Below are 16,761 nucleotides of genomic sequence, written 5' to 3'. Positions count from 1 at the left end.
ACGGCGACCGGCGCGTGCACTCCTGCCCCAGGTGTCTCTCAAGTGAGGATTTCTCATGAAGATCACCTCCGGGGCGGGCGGGGACCAGGAGGTACGACGACGCTGCTCACCCCGCCTGCGGACCTGCTGAGCGCGGCGCGCGCGTCGAAGAGTCGAGACGTCACTGCGACCTCACGCGCACCAAACACGCACACATGCCTGACAAACTGCGCGAGACATCGCCGGACCGGCGAACAATTTCATGACATAGCGAGGGTTTGACACATGCGCAAGGCGCGTATCGCACTGACGGCCGCTCTGGTCACCACGCTCGGCCTCGGGCTCACGGCCTGCGGCGGCGACACCGAGGACGGGGCGACGGGCAAGGAGAAGGCGACGACGGCGCCCGACCCCGGCAAGGAGAGCCCCAGCACCGAAGCCACCGACGGCGGCGAGAACGAGGGCGGCGACGCCCAGCCCGCAGCCGACGCCACCGCCCCGGGCACCGAGCTCAAGGTCGGCGAGAAGGCGGTCCTGCCCTTCGAGTACTCCGGCAAGAAGGGCACCCTCGCCATCACCGTCACGTCGATCGACAAGGGCGCCGAGGCCGACATGGCCAGGTTCGGCGACAAGGCGAAGGGCGTCACGCCGTACTTCATCAAGATGAAGGTCGAGAACGTCGGCGACACCGACCTCTCCCGCGCCTACGTCCAGCTCCGCGGCCTCCTCGCCGGCAACCAGAGCACCGGCCTCTCCCTGATCGGCGACATCCCCGGCAAGTGCGACAAGGAGTCCGCACCCGCCGAGTTCGCCAAGGGCGCGTCCTTCGAGACCTGCTCGCTCGCGGCGTCGAAGAGCGGCGACGTCACCGCCGCCGAGTTCGACGAGGGCGACGCGTACAGCGACAAGCCGGTCATCTGGACCGCCGGCTGACCCACCCTCGCGCCGCAGGCCTCCGGCCTGCGAAGGGCGAACGTCCGGCGCCCCGGCGGGAGTTGGCCGGGGCGCTGGGCGCGGGGCGCGCACCAGGGGCTTCGGGTTGCCCAGGTGTCCTACGCGCGCAGGGCCACTCGGCCCTTGTCGTGCCGTACGGCGCCGGCATGCACTGAGAGCGACACACCTACGCTTCCGGTGGCGCGACATGAGCCCCTCACCCGATCCCGAAGCTTGGCGCCGCCACACTCGGCGGGCCGCATCTTCACGTACCCCTCGGCGGCCGCCCGGCGCGGACGGTTCGCGTCCTCCGCGTCGGGGCCGGTTCCGGCGTGCGGGGTACGGCCGCGGGCCGCGCCGGCGGACCGTTCTGCTCGTGCTCGTCGCCTGCTTCGTCGCCCTGGTCGGCCTGGGCATCGGCCTCTCCGGCGGCGGTACCGGGGACTCGTCCTCGCCCGCGTCCTCCTCGTCGGATCCTGCCGTTCCGTCGACTCCGACCCCGACGTCCACGCCGCCCGCCCCGCCCTCCGGCCCTGCCGGCCCTGCCGACCCTGCCGGCCCTTCCGATCCTGCCCCGCAGCGCAGCCGGCGCGACGCCCCTGCTCCGCGCCCGGAGGCCACCGTCGTACGCGTCGTCGACGGGGACACGCTCGACGTCCGCGGCGACGGCGACGTACTGCCTGCCGGTGAGGTGGTACGGGTGCGCCTGCTGGCGATCGACGCGCCGGAGAAGGGCGCCTGCTTCGCCGAGGAGGCCACCGCGCGGCTGACGGAGCTGCTGCCTCCGGGGTCGGCCCTGCGCTACGAGCGTGACGTCGACCTGAAGGACCCCTACGACCGTTACCTGCTCTACCTCTTCGACGCGCAGGGCGTGTTCGTGAACGCGTCCCTGGTGGAGACCGGTCACGCCGAGGCAAGGCTGTACCCGCCGAACGATGCCCGGTGGCCCGAGATCAGCCGCGACGGGGCGGAGGCCGAGAGCACCGCGACCGGTCTCTGGGCCGCCTGCCCCGAGCCCGAGCCCAACTCGCCGGCGGAGCCCAGCCCTCCTGACGAGCCAGCGCCCGAGCCGCAGCCGGTCCAGCCGGACAACCCGGACGTGGGCGACCCGGACGCGGGCGACCCGGACGGCCTCCCGCCCGGCCCGCCCGCCGGTGCGCCGGACGTGGACTGCCGCGACGTACCCGGCCCCGTCCGGGTCGGCCCCGACGACCCGCACCGGCTCGACGCCGACGGGGACGGCATCGGTTGCGACAGCTGAGCCCGCCCCGGCCCCTGCCCCCGGTCGAGCTCAACTGGCCCTTTGCAGAAGGGAAGTGACCGACCAGCCAGTCTCCCCGCAGCCGCCCTGTGTCATCATGCGGTCGCGCCCCAGGGGAGTGGGCCGAGGTCAGGGACTGTCAGGGGGTTGGGATGGGTGCGGGTACGGAGCCGGACGGCTCGTCCAGGTCCGACGAGGAGTGGGAGCGGTTTCTGCGCGAGTCGGTGGCGGGCGCCGCCGACGCGCCCAAGGAGCCGTCGGCACGCGCCCGTGAAGTCGCCCGGCGACTGCGCGCGGAGCCCGACCGACCCCCCGAGGGCTGGCGCAGCTACACACCCGCGCGGCCCAAGCGGCGCACACGCAAGGGCTGGTACGCGGCCGGGCTGCTGGTCGCGCCGGTGCTGCTGGTGGTGGCGCTCGCGCCGGGTTGGACGGTGGACCTGTTCGCCGGTGCCGACTCCTCTCCGTCGGCTCCCGAGACCGCCCGCCCGACCCAGGCGCCCCGGGCGGAGGCAGCCCAACGCCCCACTCTCCAGGAGCCGTTCCGCGGCTCGCCCGCGGCGCGTTGGGCGGACGGCGCGGCGGGCATCACCGTGCCGAAGGCCGAGGCCCTCGGCTGGATGAGCGAGGCCGAGGTCGGGCAGGCCCTCGCCCGCAGCCGCGACTTCCTCGTCGCGTCCAACCTGGACCGCGGGGTGCTGCGCGGGGACCGTCCCGAGCGGGCGCTCGCGCGGATCAACCCGCACCAGAAGGACGTCCAGAACCTGCTGGACACGGCTTTCCGCGACCCGGGCGAGAAGAACGACCCCCTTCTCCTCTTCAGCCGCTTCCAGCCCTCCCGCACTCGCCTGGTCGGCGACGTCGTGAAGACCAGGGGCCGGCTCACGTACCGAGAGGGCGAGCGCGGCGCGCTCCAGGTGACCGCGGACGTCACCTTCGTCTACCCGGCCACCCCCGCGCACGCGGGCGGCGACGACGAGATCGTGCGTACGATCGTCCGCCGCGAGCTGGTCCTGAGCTGGGACGACCCCGACAAGGTGATCACCGAGCCGGGCACGTTCTCGATCGTCTCGTACAAGTACGACATGACCAACGGCGGTTGCGGCGGACCCACGGGCTACTTCGACCCGCCCTTCGGCACGGACCGCCGCGCTGACGAACCCGGCCCGGAGATCGACCCGTACGACCGCAGCACACCGGTCGCGGAGGGCGAGCCCGCCGGGGACGAGTGCAGGCGAGCGACGCGGTCCTAGCGCGGCCGCCTCGACCGCGGCGCCCCGGCACGGACGAGCGCGGTGTGCGGTCGACGGCGGCGGGGCGGGCGGCGGTGCTCGGTGCTCACGAAGGGTGCGGACTCCGGGTCGTGCTGTGGGCCGGGTCGGCCAGAGACGGCCGATGCCCACACCCCCGCCCCGACGGCCGAGTTCGTCGACTCCTAGAAGACGCCCGGGGCCTGGTCGAGGGGGCTGCGGAGTGCGCTGCGGTGCCCGCGCCATGCCTCCAACAGCGCGGCGGACAGCCGGTCTTCGAGCAGCACGGTGGCCCCGATGCCGAACGCCACCTGTGCGTCCAGCTCCGGTTCGCTCGCCAGCAGACCGTCGACCACCTCGTGCCGTACGACCTGTTCGTGGACGGCGTCGGCCTCGACGTGCTCGTCGTAGAAGCGCGCGGCGGCCGGGCCCGCCCCGGTGCGGCGGAGGGCGGCCGCGAGGCGGCGGGCGGCGGGCGGGGAGGTGACCTCGACCGTGGCGAAGTTGCCGACCAGGGCGCCGCGGAGGGCCCGGTGCAGCCCGAACAGGGAGATCACGTTGCCCGTGGCGAGGGCCTGGGCGGGGGCCGCGTCGACGTAGCGCCCGTACGCCGTGTCGAGGCCGAGGTCCGTCATCAGGTCGGCGAACAGCCGGGCGTGGATCTCCTCCGCCCGGCCGGCCCCGAACTCGTCGTACTCGACGGCGGTCATGCCCGCCTTGGCGCGCCCCCGCAGCCGCGGCAGGACCCATGCGTGCGGGTCGGCCTCCTTGAGGTGGTAGAGCGAGCGGAGCGCGGCGTACTCCCTGAGCTGCCACAGCTCGCCGTCGCGTTCCAGGTGGTGGCTGACGCTGCGCGCGTCGAAGCCGGTCGGCTCGACCAGAAGCGGGGCGAGGGCGTGCTCGGTGTCCGCGCCGGCCGGGACGTCGGCGCGCAGCGCGTCGAGGAAGCACGACTCCAACTCCGCGCGCAGCCCGAGGAGTTCGGGGTCCCACTCGCGGTCGTCGGGGACGCCGGCGAAGCCCTGGTAGTGCAGTTCGTACAGCACGTGGAGGGCGAGCTGCAGATCCTCGCCGTACGGGTCGGAGTCCCTCAAGTCCGCCTTCTTCACGGAGAGTTGGCCGGGCCCCTCCTCGGGCAACGACGCGATGACCGCGGCGGAGAGCGGGCCGGCCGGCTCGGGCAGGGGCGGGCCGGAGGCGTGAGGGCTGGGTCGGCCGGTCATGTGGTCTCCGGCTTCTGCGCAGGCTCGGCGGAGGACGTTTCGGCAGCCGGCTTCACCCGCTGCCGGTGGCTGGTGTCGCACCAGGGGTACGTGCGGCTGCGCCGGCACCGGCAGAGCGCCACGCAGAAGCGGCGGGACACGGACACGGCCCCCGATTCGTCGACCACCTCGACCGGGCCCTCCACCAGCAGCGGGCCGTCGGGGTCGAGGCGGACGCGTCGGGGACGGTCAGCGGAGCCGGGCACGGAACACCACCAACTCCTCTTGTTCGTCGGGCGGTTGATGCACGTCGGGGTTCACGAGGCCCTGTTCGCCGAGCCAGCCGCGACGCGAGCGCAGCACGGGCCCGAAGGGGACGCGGGCACGCCGTACCACCGTCGTGTCGAGGCCGGACGCGGCGAGCCGCGCCAGGGTGGCGTCGGGGCCCGTCAGCGCCGAGTGCACCATGAGCAGCACCCCGCCGGGGCGCAGCACGCGCGGCGCCGCGTCGCAGATCCGGTCCACGACCGCGCGCCCGTCGGGCCCCGCCTCCCAGGCCCGCGCCGCACCGCGCTGCGGCGGCCCGGCGGGCGAGGGCACGTACGGGGGGTTGCTGACGACCAGGTCGTACGTACGGCCCGGCACCGCGTCCGTGAGGTCGCCGCGGCACACGGTGAGCCGCAGCCCCGCGAGGGCGGCGTTGACGCGCGTGACGAGGACGGCGCGCCGGGAGATGTCGACGGCCGTCACCCGCGCACCCCGACGCGCCGCGCACAGGGCCAGGCAGCCGTTGCCGGTCCCGAGGTCGAGCACGTCCGTGGCGGCAGTGACGTCCTCCGCCGCCAGGGCACGCGCCAGGAGCCCGCTGTCGTACTGCGGGACGTACACCCCGGGTGCGGTGATCAGGCGGGACAGGCGCGGCCTGAGCACCGTGTCGACGGCCATGACATGCCTCCTGGACGGCGGATACACGCGGGCCCGGCGGCCTGACCTGGGCGGTCGGCCGTGCGGGCTGCCTCCACAGCACCTCCACACTTCCCAGTGCTCGGTCCGGCGCCGCTTAAACGGTCAGGGGTCCGCCGGGCGTCCCGCGTACGGCTCCGGCGTTTTCGGCGGGCGCCGCGGCCCTCACTCTCGGTGACCGAAGCCGTGCAGTGCCGGCTGGGTGGCGGACGACGGATTCACGGCGTGAGCTGGTGGTACCCACAGCGGGACAGGGAGGACCACATGACGGAAACCGCATCGTCCGACGACGTCGTGGAGCTCATCCTCGACGACCACCGGCGCATGGAGGAGCTCTTCCGCAGGATGCGCAGCGTGGAGGCCGAACGCGCAGCCGCGCTGAAGGAGTTCGCCGATCTCCTGGTGGCGCATGCGCTCGCCGAGGAACACCGGGTCTATCCGGCGCTCAAACGGTTCCGCGACGTGGACGACGACGAGGTCGACCACGGCGTCGAAGAACACGCAGACGGCAACAAGGCGCTCCTCGCCCTGCTCGAAGTGGACGACGTGGGCGGCGACGACTGGGACGAGAAGCTGGAGAAACTGGTCGAGACGGTCACCCACCACACCGACGAGGAGGAGCGTACGGTCCTCAACGACGCCCGCGAGAACGTGCCCATGGAGCGCCGCGCAGAGCTCGGCGCCGCCTTCATCGAGGACCGCGCCGCACACCTGCGGGCCGGCTGCGGCGACATCGACAACGTCCGCCGCATCGTCCGGTCCTGAACGCGCCGCCGGGCGTTGTCGTACGAGGTTCCTGCCGGAGTTCCTCCCGGAAGGCAGGGGCCGAAGGTGCGGGCGTCTGAACTCGGCCTGGACAACCGGCAGTTCCGTGATGAACGGCTGCCGGGGGCATGACAGGCGGCGCGACCTGTGGGTTATTGTTGCGCGCCGACTCAGTCATGATCGGCAACCGGCCGGACAGCCGTCTGCAGTGACGTCCGGTCCCCCCACGCTTGATGTTCGCTCTCCCCCCACGCCAGATCCACGGACCCCCGGCCGGGGGTCGTCACGTTTCACATCGGGAGATATCGCGTGACCTTTGAAGAGGGAAGACAGCCCTCGTCTCGACGTAACCACCGCATGGCGACCGCCATCGCTCTCGCCGCCCTGACGGGCGGCCTGCTGGTCCCCGCGCTCGCGGGCAGCGCTGCCGCGGCGACCGGAGAACACGCCTCGGTGTCCGGCCGCGACGGAGACTTCAACGGCGACGGCTACGTCGACCTCGCCGCCTCCGCCCCCGACGCCCCGGTCGACGGTCTGGCGGGCGCCGGGGCCGTCACCGTCGCGTACGGCTCCGCGGCGGGCGCGGGCGCCGACCAGGCCGCGCGGGTCACGCTCACCCAGAACTCCAAGGGTGTCGGTGGCCAGGCGGCGGCCGGTGACCACTTCGGATTCTCCGTGGCCATCGCCGACTTCAACGACGACGGCTTCGACGACCTCGCCACCGGCGCCCCGGGCGAGGACGTCGGCGACGATCAGGACGCCGGCATCGTCCAGATCCTGTGGGGCTCTGCGGAGGGCCTGCGGGGCAGCGCCGCGCTCGCCGACCCCACCAGCGCCGACCAGGACGCGCACGGGCGGACCCTCGCCGCGGGCGACTTCAACGGCGACGGCAAGGACGACCTGGCCGCCGGCAACACCTCGGCCCAGGCCTGGCTGTACGCGGGCGGCATCGCCGACGACGGCGCGGACAGCGGCACCTACCCGCTGGGCAACCTGAACGCCTGGGGCGGCGAGGTCGTCGCCCTCACCTCCGGTGACGTCACCGGCGACGGCGCGGACGACCTGCTGTTCAACCACTCCCAGCTCTATCGGAGCGGGGGCGACGCGAGCACGCTGGGCCTCAACTCCTCGCCCCTGCAGGTCGGTTACCGCGGCGGCTACTCCTCGGTCTTCGGGGACTTCGACAACGACGGTTACGGGGACATCGTCCTCGGCCGTGAGGGCGAGCACGGCGGCGAGATCACCTACGTGCCGGGCCGTCCCGTCTCCCAGACCGACCCGACCTGGACGGTGGACGACGTCGAGAGGTACACCCTCACCCAGGACGACTTCGACACCCCGGGCGACGGCGACCTGTACGACCAGTACGGCGTCGGGCTCGCCGCGGGCGACATCAACGGCGACGGCCACGACGACCTCGCCGTCGGCGACCCGAACGAGGACACCGACGCCGACACCGTCGCCGACGCCGGGCACGTGACCGTCATGTACGGCGGCTCCATCGGGCTCACGACGACCAACCGCCAGGTCTTCGACCAGGGCACCGAGGGCGTCCCCGGTGAGAACGAGGCCGGCGACGGTTTCGGCTCCCGCCTGCTGCTCAGCGACCTCAACGGCGACGGCCGCAAGGACCTGACCGTCGCGGCGCTGGGCGAGGACGGCGAGAGCGGTGCGCTCACCACGCTCCTCGGTTCGGACACCACCGTCACGGTCACCGGGGCCCGCAGCCTGACCCCGGCGTCCTACCTGCTGTCGACCGACGGACAGCCCCACCTCGGCAGCAGCCTCCAGGGCCACCCGCCGATAACCCCCCAGCCGCTCCCTGACGTCGGCTGAGAACGCGGAATCCCGTAGACGGGAGGGCCCAGGCCGGGGACCGGGACCCCGGCCTGGGCCGTCCGCGGACGAAGCGAGGAAGTAGCCCTGCGGCGCCCGGGGGCTCCGCCCCCGAACCCCCGCTCCTCAATCGCCGGAGGGGCTGGACTTCAGGGGCGCGGGGACTGCGCGAGCGGCCACGACGGCGCGGCAGCCGAACACCGCACCGGTCGACTTCGCCGACGTACTCACCGCCGCCCCACGGCGAGCCGAGCGCTCACCGGACCGCAGCCCCGCAGGGAACTCACCGGGCAGCCCCGGCCCACTCCCCGGCCCGAGGCGGGGTCACCGTACCGGTGCCGGACTCCGGCCTGGCGCTGCGGAGGATGGCGCGTTCGGCAGGGGTGGCCTGCGCGGTCCACTCGGGGGCGAGCGCCGCGTACGTGGTGACGTCGTGCCAGTGGCCCTGGGTGTGGAACAGCTGGCGCAGGGTGGCCTCGGGGTGGAGGCCCGCCGCGCGCATGACGTCTTCCATGCGGGTGTGGTCGGCGCGGTGTCCGGCCCAGATCCGGTGCAGCCCGAGCGGCCCGAACCCGTACGCCATGAGGAGCCGCCCGGCTTCGTGGCCGTGGCCGCGGACCGGGGCGTCGGGCAGCAGGACCAGGCTGGTGAGCATGGCGTTGCGGCCGAACTCCTCGACGAGCAGGCCCATCGTGCCGACCATGGTGTCCTGCCCGGGCGGGCACACGGCCATGGTGTGCTTGCGCCGCGGGTGCGTGTACGGCTGGGCGAGGTGCTGGGCGAACGCGTCCTGCGCCTGCCGGGCGTCCATGCGGTCGACGCCGAGGTAGCGGGTGAGCAGCCGGTGGGTCTGGATGCGTTCGAAGGGCGCCAGGTCGGTGGCGCGCAGCTCACGCAACCACAGGTGTTCGCCGTGCAGTTCGGGCAGCCGGTTCATCGGGTCGCTCCTGCCGTCGGGCGTCCGAGAGCCGCAGGGCGAACGGCGGTGCCGAGCGTCTCGCCGGGCGCGATGAGCGTTTCGAGGTCCACGTAGTACCGGCCGGACGCCACCCCGTCCCCCAGCAGGATCCGCCGCGCGGTGTCCGTCACCAGGGCGCCGCCCAGCATGACCCCGCTGGCGAGTTGGGGCCAGCTGGACAGGGTGCTGCCGATACGGGGCAGGGCGTCGGTCATGGCCGGGCTGAGGCGGCTCTCGTCGCAGATGCGCAGCAGGTGGGCGAGAGCGTCCGACGGCGGCAGCCCGCGCACCTCGCGGGCGCTGACCTCTCCCGTACGGCCGTGGAACAGCGGCCGGTCCGGCTCCAGGTCGAACCGCTCGACGTCGAGCAGGCCCCGGTCGTTGGCGTCCATGAGGACGGGGACACGGTGCCGGCGGGCGTGCTCGCGGGCGGCGGTCTTCACCCACGGGGTGTCGCACTCCTCGACGAGCAGGTCGAGGGGGCGTTCCGGGGCGTCGAAGAAGGACTCGATGGTGTCGTCGGTGAGCCCCTCGTGGAACAGCTCGATGTCGAGGTAGGGGTCGATCTCGTACATCTGCCGGGCGCACAGCACGGTCTTCGGCAGGCCCAGATCGTGGACTCCGGCGCGCAGCCGGTTGAGGTTGCTCAGGGAGAGGGCGTCGAAGTCGGCAAGCCGGAACGACCCGCCGATGCCCTCCATCGCGCAGGTGAGCGCGGCGCTGTTGCCCACGGACAGGCCGACCACGCCGATCCGCCGCTCCAGCAGACCCTGCTGCTGAACCGCCGTGATCTTGTCGCGGTTGCGGTCCGTGCGCACCCGCCGGAACTGCTCGCACGGCAGCAGATGCACCAGCCGCCCGGACCACGGATACCAGGCCCAGGTGCCGTGGCGGCCGGGCTCGACGCCGCCCGTCAGCTCCTCGACAGCGGCCTCGAGGCGCGCCCCCGACAGCTCGTCGCCCGGGCGCAGGCAGCGCGCCAGCTCCACGAGTTGCTCGTCGATGCGGTCATGCACCTCCCGTACGGATCCGGAGGCGAGCAGCGCTTTCAGTGCGGCCCGGCCGTCGGGCTCGCAGGGGCGCAACAGGGCGGGGCGGACGGCGGCCTGGTGTCCGGGGCCGGGGTCGGTGCCAGGCCCGTACCCCGGGGCATCGCTGAACGAATTGATCACGAGGCCGGAAATTACCAGGGGCGGATCTTGGAAAAGCCTTTACGACAGGAGACGCGCCCGGTCGAATTCATGCGCGCACTTTCACTACCGCGCGCCCCCCTCAACCCCCGCCCCCCAAGGGGCCTTTGGGAGGGAGAGCGGGCGCACGGCAAGTGAGCTGCTTATCGCATTTAGGGGGCGAAAGGGCGAAAGGGCGAAAGGGCGACCGGGGTATTCCCGTGCCTACAGCGGAGCCTCGCCGCCCGCCGCCCAGGCCAGCATGGCGCCCGGGTCGGCGTGGGCGGCCTGGCGGTAGTAGTTCTCGTACGTGCCGGCGCCGACCAGTTGGCGTGCGGTGCTCTCGCCCATCTCCCGCAGCGGCTGAACGTCCGGCGCGCCCCGCTGGGGGTGGCCGACCGCCTCCCACAGCCGCTGCCCCGCCCCGGAGGCCAGCGCCGCGGAACGCCCGTCGCCGCTCGCCGAGTACGACGCGGCCAGCATGTCGAGGCCGAGGGCGATCCCGAACGTGTCGCCGATCTGCTGCTTGGACGCCAGCATCGAACGGGCATGCTCCAGCGCCGCATCACCCTGCTGCTCCCGCAGCGCGATCACACACAGCTGGTAGTCGGTGTACGAGCGGACCCAGTGCTCGCCCATCTCCACGCACTGGGCGCGCAGGGCGGTGGCCCCTTCCCGGCTCTCCTCCAACTGCCCGACACCGGTGAGCGCGAACAGCCGCAGCATCCGGCACATCATCACCGCGTGCCCGGCCAGTGCGGCCGTATCGCCACGGTCCTCCTGCGCGCTCTGCAGCGCACCGTCCAGCAGGTCGAGGGCCTGACGGGCGTTGCCCCGCAACAGGTCGCTCATGGCCTGCAGATACGCGGCGCGCAGCAGCCCGGACGGATCCTCGTCGGCACGTGCCAGGGCCAGACACTGTCGCGCCAGGTGGTCCCCGGTGGCGTGGTTGCCCTGCAGCAGATGCGTCAACCCCAGCGCCCAGACGGCCCGTTGCCGCGTCCGCGCCTGCTGCCCGCTGTCACCGGCCTGCAGGACACGGGCCAGATACTGCTGGGCGGTGTGCGCATGCCCGCAGCACGTCCAGTAGAAGCCGGTCAGCGTCGCCAACTCCAGGGCGTCGTCGACGCGGTGGTCCAGCAGGTAGTCGAGCGCCGCGCACAGATCCGGGTGGGCCTCCTTGATCGTGCGGTACCAGCCGGTCTGCTCGGCGCTCGTCCACGTGGAGTCCGCCTGCCGCGCCAGGTCGAGGAAGTACGTGGCGTGAGCGATGGCCATGCTGTCCAGCTCGCCGAGTTCCGCGAGCCAGAGGCGCCCGTACTCGCGCACCGTGTCGAGCAGCAGGTAGCGCTCGCCGCGGCGCGTGACCACGGACTTCTCCACCAGTCCCGCCAGCGCCTCCTTGACATCGCCCGAGGTCAGCGGCCCGCCGGCGCACAGCGCCGCCGCCATCGACGCGTCGACGTGCCCGAGCACGATCGACAGCCGCGCCCACAGCAACCGCTCCTTGGGCGTGCACAGTTCATGACTCCACCCCAGGGCGGTACGCAGCACCTCGTGCCGGCGCGGCGTCGGAACGCCCACCGGGTCGGACTCGCCCCGCTGAAGATCGTGCCGCGGACGCCGCAGCAACTCCTCGATGCTGCTGTGCCGCAACGCCCCGGCCGCCAGCTCCAGCGCCAACGGCAGCCCGTCGAGATACGTGCACAGCTCCGTCACCTGGTTCAGCTCACCGGGCTGCGGCACCACCCCCATCTGCTCCGCGCGCCGCAGGAACAGCTCGGCGGCGTCCGTCGCACACGGCAGCGGCTCGACCACCACCACATGCTCGGCCTCCAGATGGAACACCTCACGACTGGTGGCCAGGATCGTCAGATTGGGGCACCGTGCGAGCAGCGTCTCCACCAACTGCCGGCAGGCGGGCAGCACATGCTCGCAGGAGTCGAGGACGATCAGCAGATCCCGTTCGCCGATCCACTCGCCGACGACGTCCAACGGCATCCGCGGGGTGTGGTCGGACAACCCGCACGCATCCGCGACCAGCGCCGCCAGCATCCGCTCGTCGGCCAGCTGCCACAGATCGGCCCAGCAGCTCTCGTCACCGCCGGCGGCCTGCTCACGCTCGACCAGCTGCCGGGCAAGCCGGCTCTTGCCGACCCCGGCCGTGCCGGTCAGCGTGATCAGCCGCTGCGCCTTCAACGCGCCCTGCAATGCGGCCAGTTCCCGATCCCGCCCGACGAACACGGCCCACGCTCCCCACCGTTACCAGGCCCCCGGTACCGCCGTGACGCCGCGTCGACCTCATGGCCACGGCCCTCCGGACCGGCGCGCCACAGCACCTGCCGCCCCACCTGCGGGGCCGCACCGAGAACACTCTCCGGCAAGGCATCCTGGCACTACAGCGCGGCCCACGAAACACCTTCGGAGCAACCGGCTCCGCGAACTCACCGCAATCGAACGGAAGTTGGCGTCGGCTCAGCCCCGAGCACCTGCCACGCGGCACGGTCACCGGCCGCTGGGTCACCAACGGCGGCGGCGCCCTGGGTGAAGGGTGAGCCGCAGGCCGGGGCCTGGAGGGCGAGTTCGCCGAAGTCGATGACGGCGCTGATGCGGCCGCTGGTGGTCAACAGGTTGCCGGTGTGCAGGTCGCCGTGACACCGCACCGGTGGCTGTTCCCAGGCGGGCGCGGCAAGGGCGGTGTTCCACTGCGCGGCGCGAGGAGGAAGTCCACACTTCGGCTCGCCGCCCGATCGCTCCGGGGGCGGGGCAGCCGCCCCCCCCCCCCCCCGCGGGCTCTTCGCCGAGGCGGTAGAGGGCGTGGCCGGATCCGGTCGGTTCGAACGGCCGCAACGGCAGCCCGGCCCATTGCGGGAAGCCGGACGTCCACGTCCACCAGCCGCCTGGCCGGCGCCACGTCGAGAGCCGGGGCGCCCCACGCACACAGCCCGACGAACGACATCCGACGAACGACATCCACGTAGAGCCGAACGATGTCCGTGGAGGGACGAACGACATCCACGTCCGTGGAGGGACGAACGACATCCCCGGAGAGGAGAGCAGGCGGCCGCGCGCCGCCGAGCGCTGGCCCTGCTCGATACCGGGCCGCGTTCACACCACGCGGTGCAGCAGGAACGTCAGCAGCGCATCCAGATCCCGGGCCGCCCGCGGGACCAGCGGTACGCCGCTCAGGCAGGCGCGGGCGGAGTCGAGGCTGCGCCGGGCCTCGTCCCGGGCGGCGGCGGCTCCGCCGGCCTCGTCGATGAGCAGGGCCGCGCGGGCCAGTTCGGCATCGTCAAGGCGGGTCGAGGAGTTGAGGAGACCGGCAAGTTCACGCGCCGCGCTGTTGTCCGCGGCGAGAGCGGTGAGCACCGGGTGGGTCTTCTTCCGATTCCGCAGATCGCTGTGGAGCGGTTTGCCGGTGACGGCCGGATCACCCCAGATGCCGAGCAGGTCGTCGACCGTCTGGAAGGCCACACCGAGATGACGCCCGGCCGCATCCAGCGCCTCCACGGCCGCCGCGGGCGCCCCGCCTAGCAGCCCGCCGATCGCGGCGGAACAGCCAAGGAGCGAACCCGTCTTGCGCTCCGCCATGGCGCGGTACTCCCGGGGCCGTACGGCATCGGCGCCGGTCCAGGGGCGGGACTCGAAATGCAGGTCCTCCGCCTGGCCCCGCACCAGCTCGGACAGCGTCGCGCACAGGCGCCGCACCGCCGCGGCCGCGTGAACCGTCGGCGCATCGGCGAGAGTCCGCAGGGCCAACGCGAACAGCGCGTCACCGGTGAGCACGGCAGGGCCGGTCCCGTACGCCTTCCACACCGTCTCCCGGCCCCGCCGCAGCACATCGCCGTCCATGACGTCGTCGTGCAGCAGCGAGAAGGCATGGATCAGCTCGACCGCGACCGCCCCGGCGACCGCGACCGTGCCATCCGCTCCGACGGCTTCGGCACCGAGCACCGCGAGCGCCTGACGCACACCTTTGCCCTCGGCGGCCCCGACAGCCCGGGCGCCGGTCACATCGCGCCACCCGAGCGAGAAGGCGGCCACCTCACCGGTCCACGGGTCGAGGCTCGCCAGAGCCGAGGACAGCGCGGGCCGCACCAACTCGCGGCACCGTTCCAGCATGTCGGGCACGGCGGCACCCACGACCACCCCAGGCGCAGCGGAAGCCGCACTCATCGCCGAACCCCCTCGCCGGCCGCCGACGCCGTCCCCTCCGGCAGCGGACCGACGCCCAACTCGGCGGCGGCCTTGCCCACCATGTCCCGCCCGTGCCGCAGACCGATCCGCTCCAGGTCATCGGCAAGACCGGCCAACTCCGCAGCGGTCTTCGACCGGTCCCTGCCCAACCGGGCGAGCGACTTCACCAACCCCAGCCGGGACAGCGCCGTCCCCCGCAGCTCAGCCATCGCAGCGAACCCGTCGAGCGCCTGCGCATACGCGTCCCGGGCCGACGCGTAGCGACCGTCGCGGTAGAGGACGTTGCCGCGCATCTTGTGGTTGTACGCCAGCGCACTCGACAGGTTCATCTGCCGACAGCTCAGTTCGGCCTCGGCGAGCAACGCGAGCGCGCGCTCCGCATCCCCGTCCCGCACGGACACCACGTCGGCTATCCCCCGCAACGCCCACGCATGCCCCCGCCGGTCGTCCGCCGCCTCCGCGACCCGGGCCGCCTCCTCGAACAGGTCGAGCGCGGTGTCGTACGAGCCGGTGTTGCGGTGCATCTGCGCGATGCCCTCAAGGGCCCACACCGTATGCCGTGCCTCGCCACGTTCGCGCGCCTCGGCGAGCAACTGCGCGTGCAGGTCACGGACCGCCTCGTAGTCGCCCTGGATCCGCCCCGTCTCCGCCAACCCGGCCAGCGAATAGCCCCGGACCACCACATCGCCGCCACGTTCACCCAACTCGGCCGCAAGCCCCAGCAGTCGATACGCGAGAGCCAGCGCGCCCCGCTGCCGGGCGAGGGTGCCCCCACTCCACAGGGCCCACGCCATCGCACCGAGATCCCGCACCGAACGTGCCGTCCGGTAACTCGCCTTCCAGGCCCGGTCGGCCTCCGCGACGTCGCCAAGACGCCGATGCGCCTCCGCGACAGCGAGCCCGCACCGCGCCATCTCGCTTCGGTCACCGGCCTGTTCCGCCGCCCGGAGCTCCTCGACGCCCCGGGCCAGCACATCGGTGAGGGACGCGTTCACCGACAACGACCCGAGGGCGCCCTGGTACTCGGGAGCGAACGCCTTGCTCTCCACGCCGCCGGCCCGCGCCGACTCCCGCTGGGGCAGCTGTGTCATCTGATCCACCGTCACGCTCACTTCCTGACCGTTCCTGACGATCAAGACGCTACGAGCGCGAGGGTCTGCGGCGAATCCGTCCCTGTGCTGGTCAAGGGGTCCGACTTGAGTGCTACCCGCATGACGGACGTCATGACCGAGACGTACGGGACGGAACGTGCTGCCTCTGCCGTTCGGCAGAGGCAGCACGGACCGGATCGGTCTTCACCGCCGGGCTCGGAGGACCGGATGAATCCCCGACGGACGCTCCGTACCTTTCCCCGAAGGTCGGACGGAGCCGTGGTGCGCGAGGGCTCGGCCAGCGAGGATGCCCGCCATGACCACCGGGAAAGACCTTGCTCCCACGCGCTCGGCACACTCGACGACCTATGCGTTCGGCGCAGGTGCGGCCTCGGCGGTGCGGAGCTCCGGCTGCCGCTGCTGATCGGCCTGTTCGGTTTCGCCGCCCTCTCCGCGGTCATCCTGAACAAGGCGATGAGCCTGGTCGTGGTCCTGGTCGCACTGCCCGCCCGATGGGCGGCCGTCCCGGCCTCCGAGATGGCGGGGCACTGGACGGTCGCGGTGAATCTGCTCGCCGGAAGCCTGCTGGGCGCGTGGGCGGGCGCGAGCTGGGCGGTACGCATGCGCAGCACCACCCTCTACCAGGTGCTGGCGGCCTTGATGGTGCTCATGGCCGCAGCCCTGCTGCTCACGCACACAGCCACCCTCGGGACCGTCGCTCTCCCGCTGTGGGCGCAGGTGCCCGGCGGGGTCGTTGCCGGGTTCGGGATCGGCGTGGTCGCCGCGATCATGGGTGTGGCGGGCGGTGAACTGCTGATCCCGACGATCGTGTTGCTGTTCGGCCAGGACATCAAAGTGGCGGGAAGCCTGTCCCTGCTCGTGTCGCTGCCGACCATGCTCGTGGCCTTCGCCCGCTACAGCCGCGACGGCAGCTTCTCCGTGCTCGGCACCCACCTTCGCTTCACTGTGATCATGGCTGCGGGCTCGGTCGCCGGCGCGCTACCGGGGGGACTGCTCCTCGGCGCAGTCCCGGACCTCGTACTCATTCCGGCCCTGACGGTGATCCTTCTCTACTCCTCGGTCAAGCTCGCACGCCACGACTAGAGCGAGTCCAACTCCCGTTCGGCTTAGGTGAGTTCGGCGACCCGGCGGCTGCG

At 72.6% G+C, this 16,761-nt stretch carries 15 protein-coding genes; 6 read left to right on the top strand and 9 right to left on the bottom strand.

Annotation, left to right across the window (positions count from 1 at the left end):
* Positions 1-264 precede the first annotated feature (264 nt).
* The 3 genes from ACIDOF_RS10045 (at position 265) to ACIDOF_RS10035 (ending at position 3,426) form a co-directional block, all read left to right on the top strand.
* Positions 265-912 carry a hypothetical protein gene (locus tag ACIDOF_RS10045; RefSeq protein ID WP_409005417.1) on the top strand — a complete coding sequence of 216 codons (648 nt, stop codon included), beginning with the start codon at positions 265-267 and terminating at the stop codon, positions 910-912.
* 376 nt (positions 913-1,288) lie between these two features.
* Positions 1,289-2,173, top strand: a complete 885-nt coding sequence (locus ACIDOF_RS10040) for a thermonuclease family protein (RefSeq protein WP_409005416.1) — start codon at positions 1,289-1,291, stop codon at positions 2,171-2,173.
* 152 nt (positions 2,174-2,325) lie between these two features.
* Positions 2,326-3,426 (top strand): hypothetical protein, encoded by a 1,101-nt coding sequence (locus tag ACIDOF_RS10035; RefSeq protein WP_409005415.1) that lies wholly within the window; start codon positions 2,326-2,328, stop codon positions 3,424-3,426.
* A gap of 182 nt (positions 3,427-3,608) precedes the next feature.
* On the opposite strand, the gene ACIDOF_RS10030 is transcribed toward ACIDOF_RS10035, so the two are convergent.
* Genes ACIDOF_RS10030 through ACIDOF_RS10020 form a run of 3 tightly spaced genes read right to left on the bottom strand, consistent with a single transcriptional unit; the run spans position 3,609 to position 5,570 of the window.
* A complete protein-coding gene (locus ACIDOF_RS10030) occupies positions 3,609-4,646 on the bottom strand; it encodes an iron-containing redox enzyme family protein (RefSeq protein ID WP_409005414.1) in 1,038 nt (345 codons plus the stop codon).
* Complete coding sequence (locus tag ACIDOF_RS10025; RefSeq protein ID WP_409005413.1) at positions 4,643-4,891, bottom strand: CDGSH iron-sulfur domain-containing protein; 249 nt, start codon at positions 4,889-4,891, stop codon at positions 4,643-4,645. Before ACIDOF_RS10025 ends, ACIDOF_RS10030 begins: the two co-directional genes overlap by 4 nt.
* The gene (locus ACIDOF_RS10020) at positions 4,875-5,570 is read right to left on the bottom strand and encodes a HemK2/MTQ2 family protein methyltransferase (RefSeq protein ID WP_409005412.1); all 696 of its coding nucleotides are present in this window, start codon (positions 5,568-5,570) and stop codon (positions 4,875-4,877) included. The genes ACIDOF_RS10025 and ACIDOF_RS10020 overlap by 17 nt, the downstream gene beginning before the upstream one ends.
* A gap of 282 nt (positions 5,571-5,852) precedes the next feature.
* Here ACIDOF_RS10020 and ACIDOF_RS10015 point away from each other — a divergent pair, with 282 nt between their 5' ends.
* Positions 5,853-6,353, top strand: a complete 501-nt coding sequence (locus ACIDOF_RS10015; protein WP_409005411.1) for a hemerythrin domain-containing protein — start codon at positions 5,853-5,855, stop codon at positions 6,351-6,353.
* Between the two features lie 357 nt (positions 6,354-6,710).
* Complete coding sequence (locus ACIDOF_RS10010) at positions 6,711-8,189, top strand: FG-GAP repeat protein (protein ID WP_409005410.1); 1,479 nt, start codon at positions 6,711-6,713, stop codon at positions 8,187-8,189.
* 283 nt (positions 8,190-8,472) lie between these two features.
* Here ACIDOF_RS10010 and ACIDOF_RS10005 read toward each other — a convergent pair whose 3' ends face one another.
* The 6 genes from ACIDOF_RS10005 to ACIDOF_RS09980 all read right to left on the bottom strand — a co-directional run bounded on the left by ACIDOF_RS10005 (position 8,473) and on the right by ACIDOF_RS09980 (position 15,604).
* On the bottom strand, positions 8,473-9,126 hold the full coding sequence (locus ACIDOF_RS10005; RefSeq protein WP_409005409.1) for a GNAT family N-acetyltransferase: 654 nt from the start codon (positions 9,124-9,126) through the stop codon (positions 8,473-8,475).
* Positions 9,123-10,319 carry a ThiF family adenylyltransferase gene (locus ACIDOF_RS10000; protein WP_409005408.1) on the bottom strand — a complete coding sequence of 399 codons (1,197 nt, stop codon included), beginning with the start codon at positions 10,317-10,319 and terminating at the stop codon, positions 9,123-9,125. Before ACIDOF_RS10000 ends, ACIDOF_RS10005 begins: the two co-directional genes overlap by 4 nt.
* A gap of 222 nt (positions 10,320-10,541) precedes the next feature.
* The gene (locus ACIDOF_RS09995) at positions 10,542-12,560 is read right to left on the bottom strand and encodes an ATP-binding protein (RefSeq protein WP_409005407.1); all 2,019 of its coding nucleotides are present in this window, start codon (positions 12,558-12,560) and stop codon (positions 10,542-10,544) included.
* Positions 12,561-12,760: 200 nt separating this feature from the next.
* Entirely contained in the window at positions 12,761-12,979 is a 219-nt protein-coding gene (locus ACIDOF_RS09990; protein WP_409005406.1) for a phosphotransferase, read from the bottom strand.
* A gap of 445 nt (positions 12,980-13,424) precedes the next feature.
* Entirely contained in the window at positions 13,425-14,492 is a 1,068-nt protein-coding gene (locus tag ACIDOF_RS09985) for a polyprenyl synthetase family protein (RefSeq protein WP_409005405.1), read from the bottom strand.
* Positions 14,489-15,604 carry a tetratricopeptide repeat protein gene (locus ACIDOF_RS09980; protein ID WP_409005404.1) on the bottom strand — a complete coding sequence of 372 codons (1,116 nt, stop codon included), beginning with the start codon at positions 15,602-15,604 and terminating at the stop codon, positions 14,489-14,491. The genes ACIDOF_RS09985 and ACIDOF_RS09980 overlap by 4 nt, the downstream gene beginning before the upstream one ends.
* Before the next feature lie 282 nt (positions 15,605-15,886).
* Here ACIDOF_RS09980 and ACIDOF_RS09975 point away from each other — a divergent pair, with 282 nt between their 5' ends.
* Entirely contained in the window at positions 15,887-16,708 is an 822-nt protein-coding gene (locus ACIDOF_RS09975; protein ID WP_409005403.1) for a sulfite exporter TauE/SafE family protein, read from the top strand.
* Positions 16,709-16,761: the final 53 nt, after the last annotated feature.

The organism is Streptomyces sp. Da 82-17, assembly GCF_046098215.1.
GTDB lineage: Bacteria > Actinomycetota > Actinomycetes > Streptomycetales > Streptomycetaceae > Streptomyces.
This window is presented reverse-complemented; position numbering and strand designations above follow the sequence as displayed.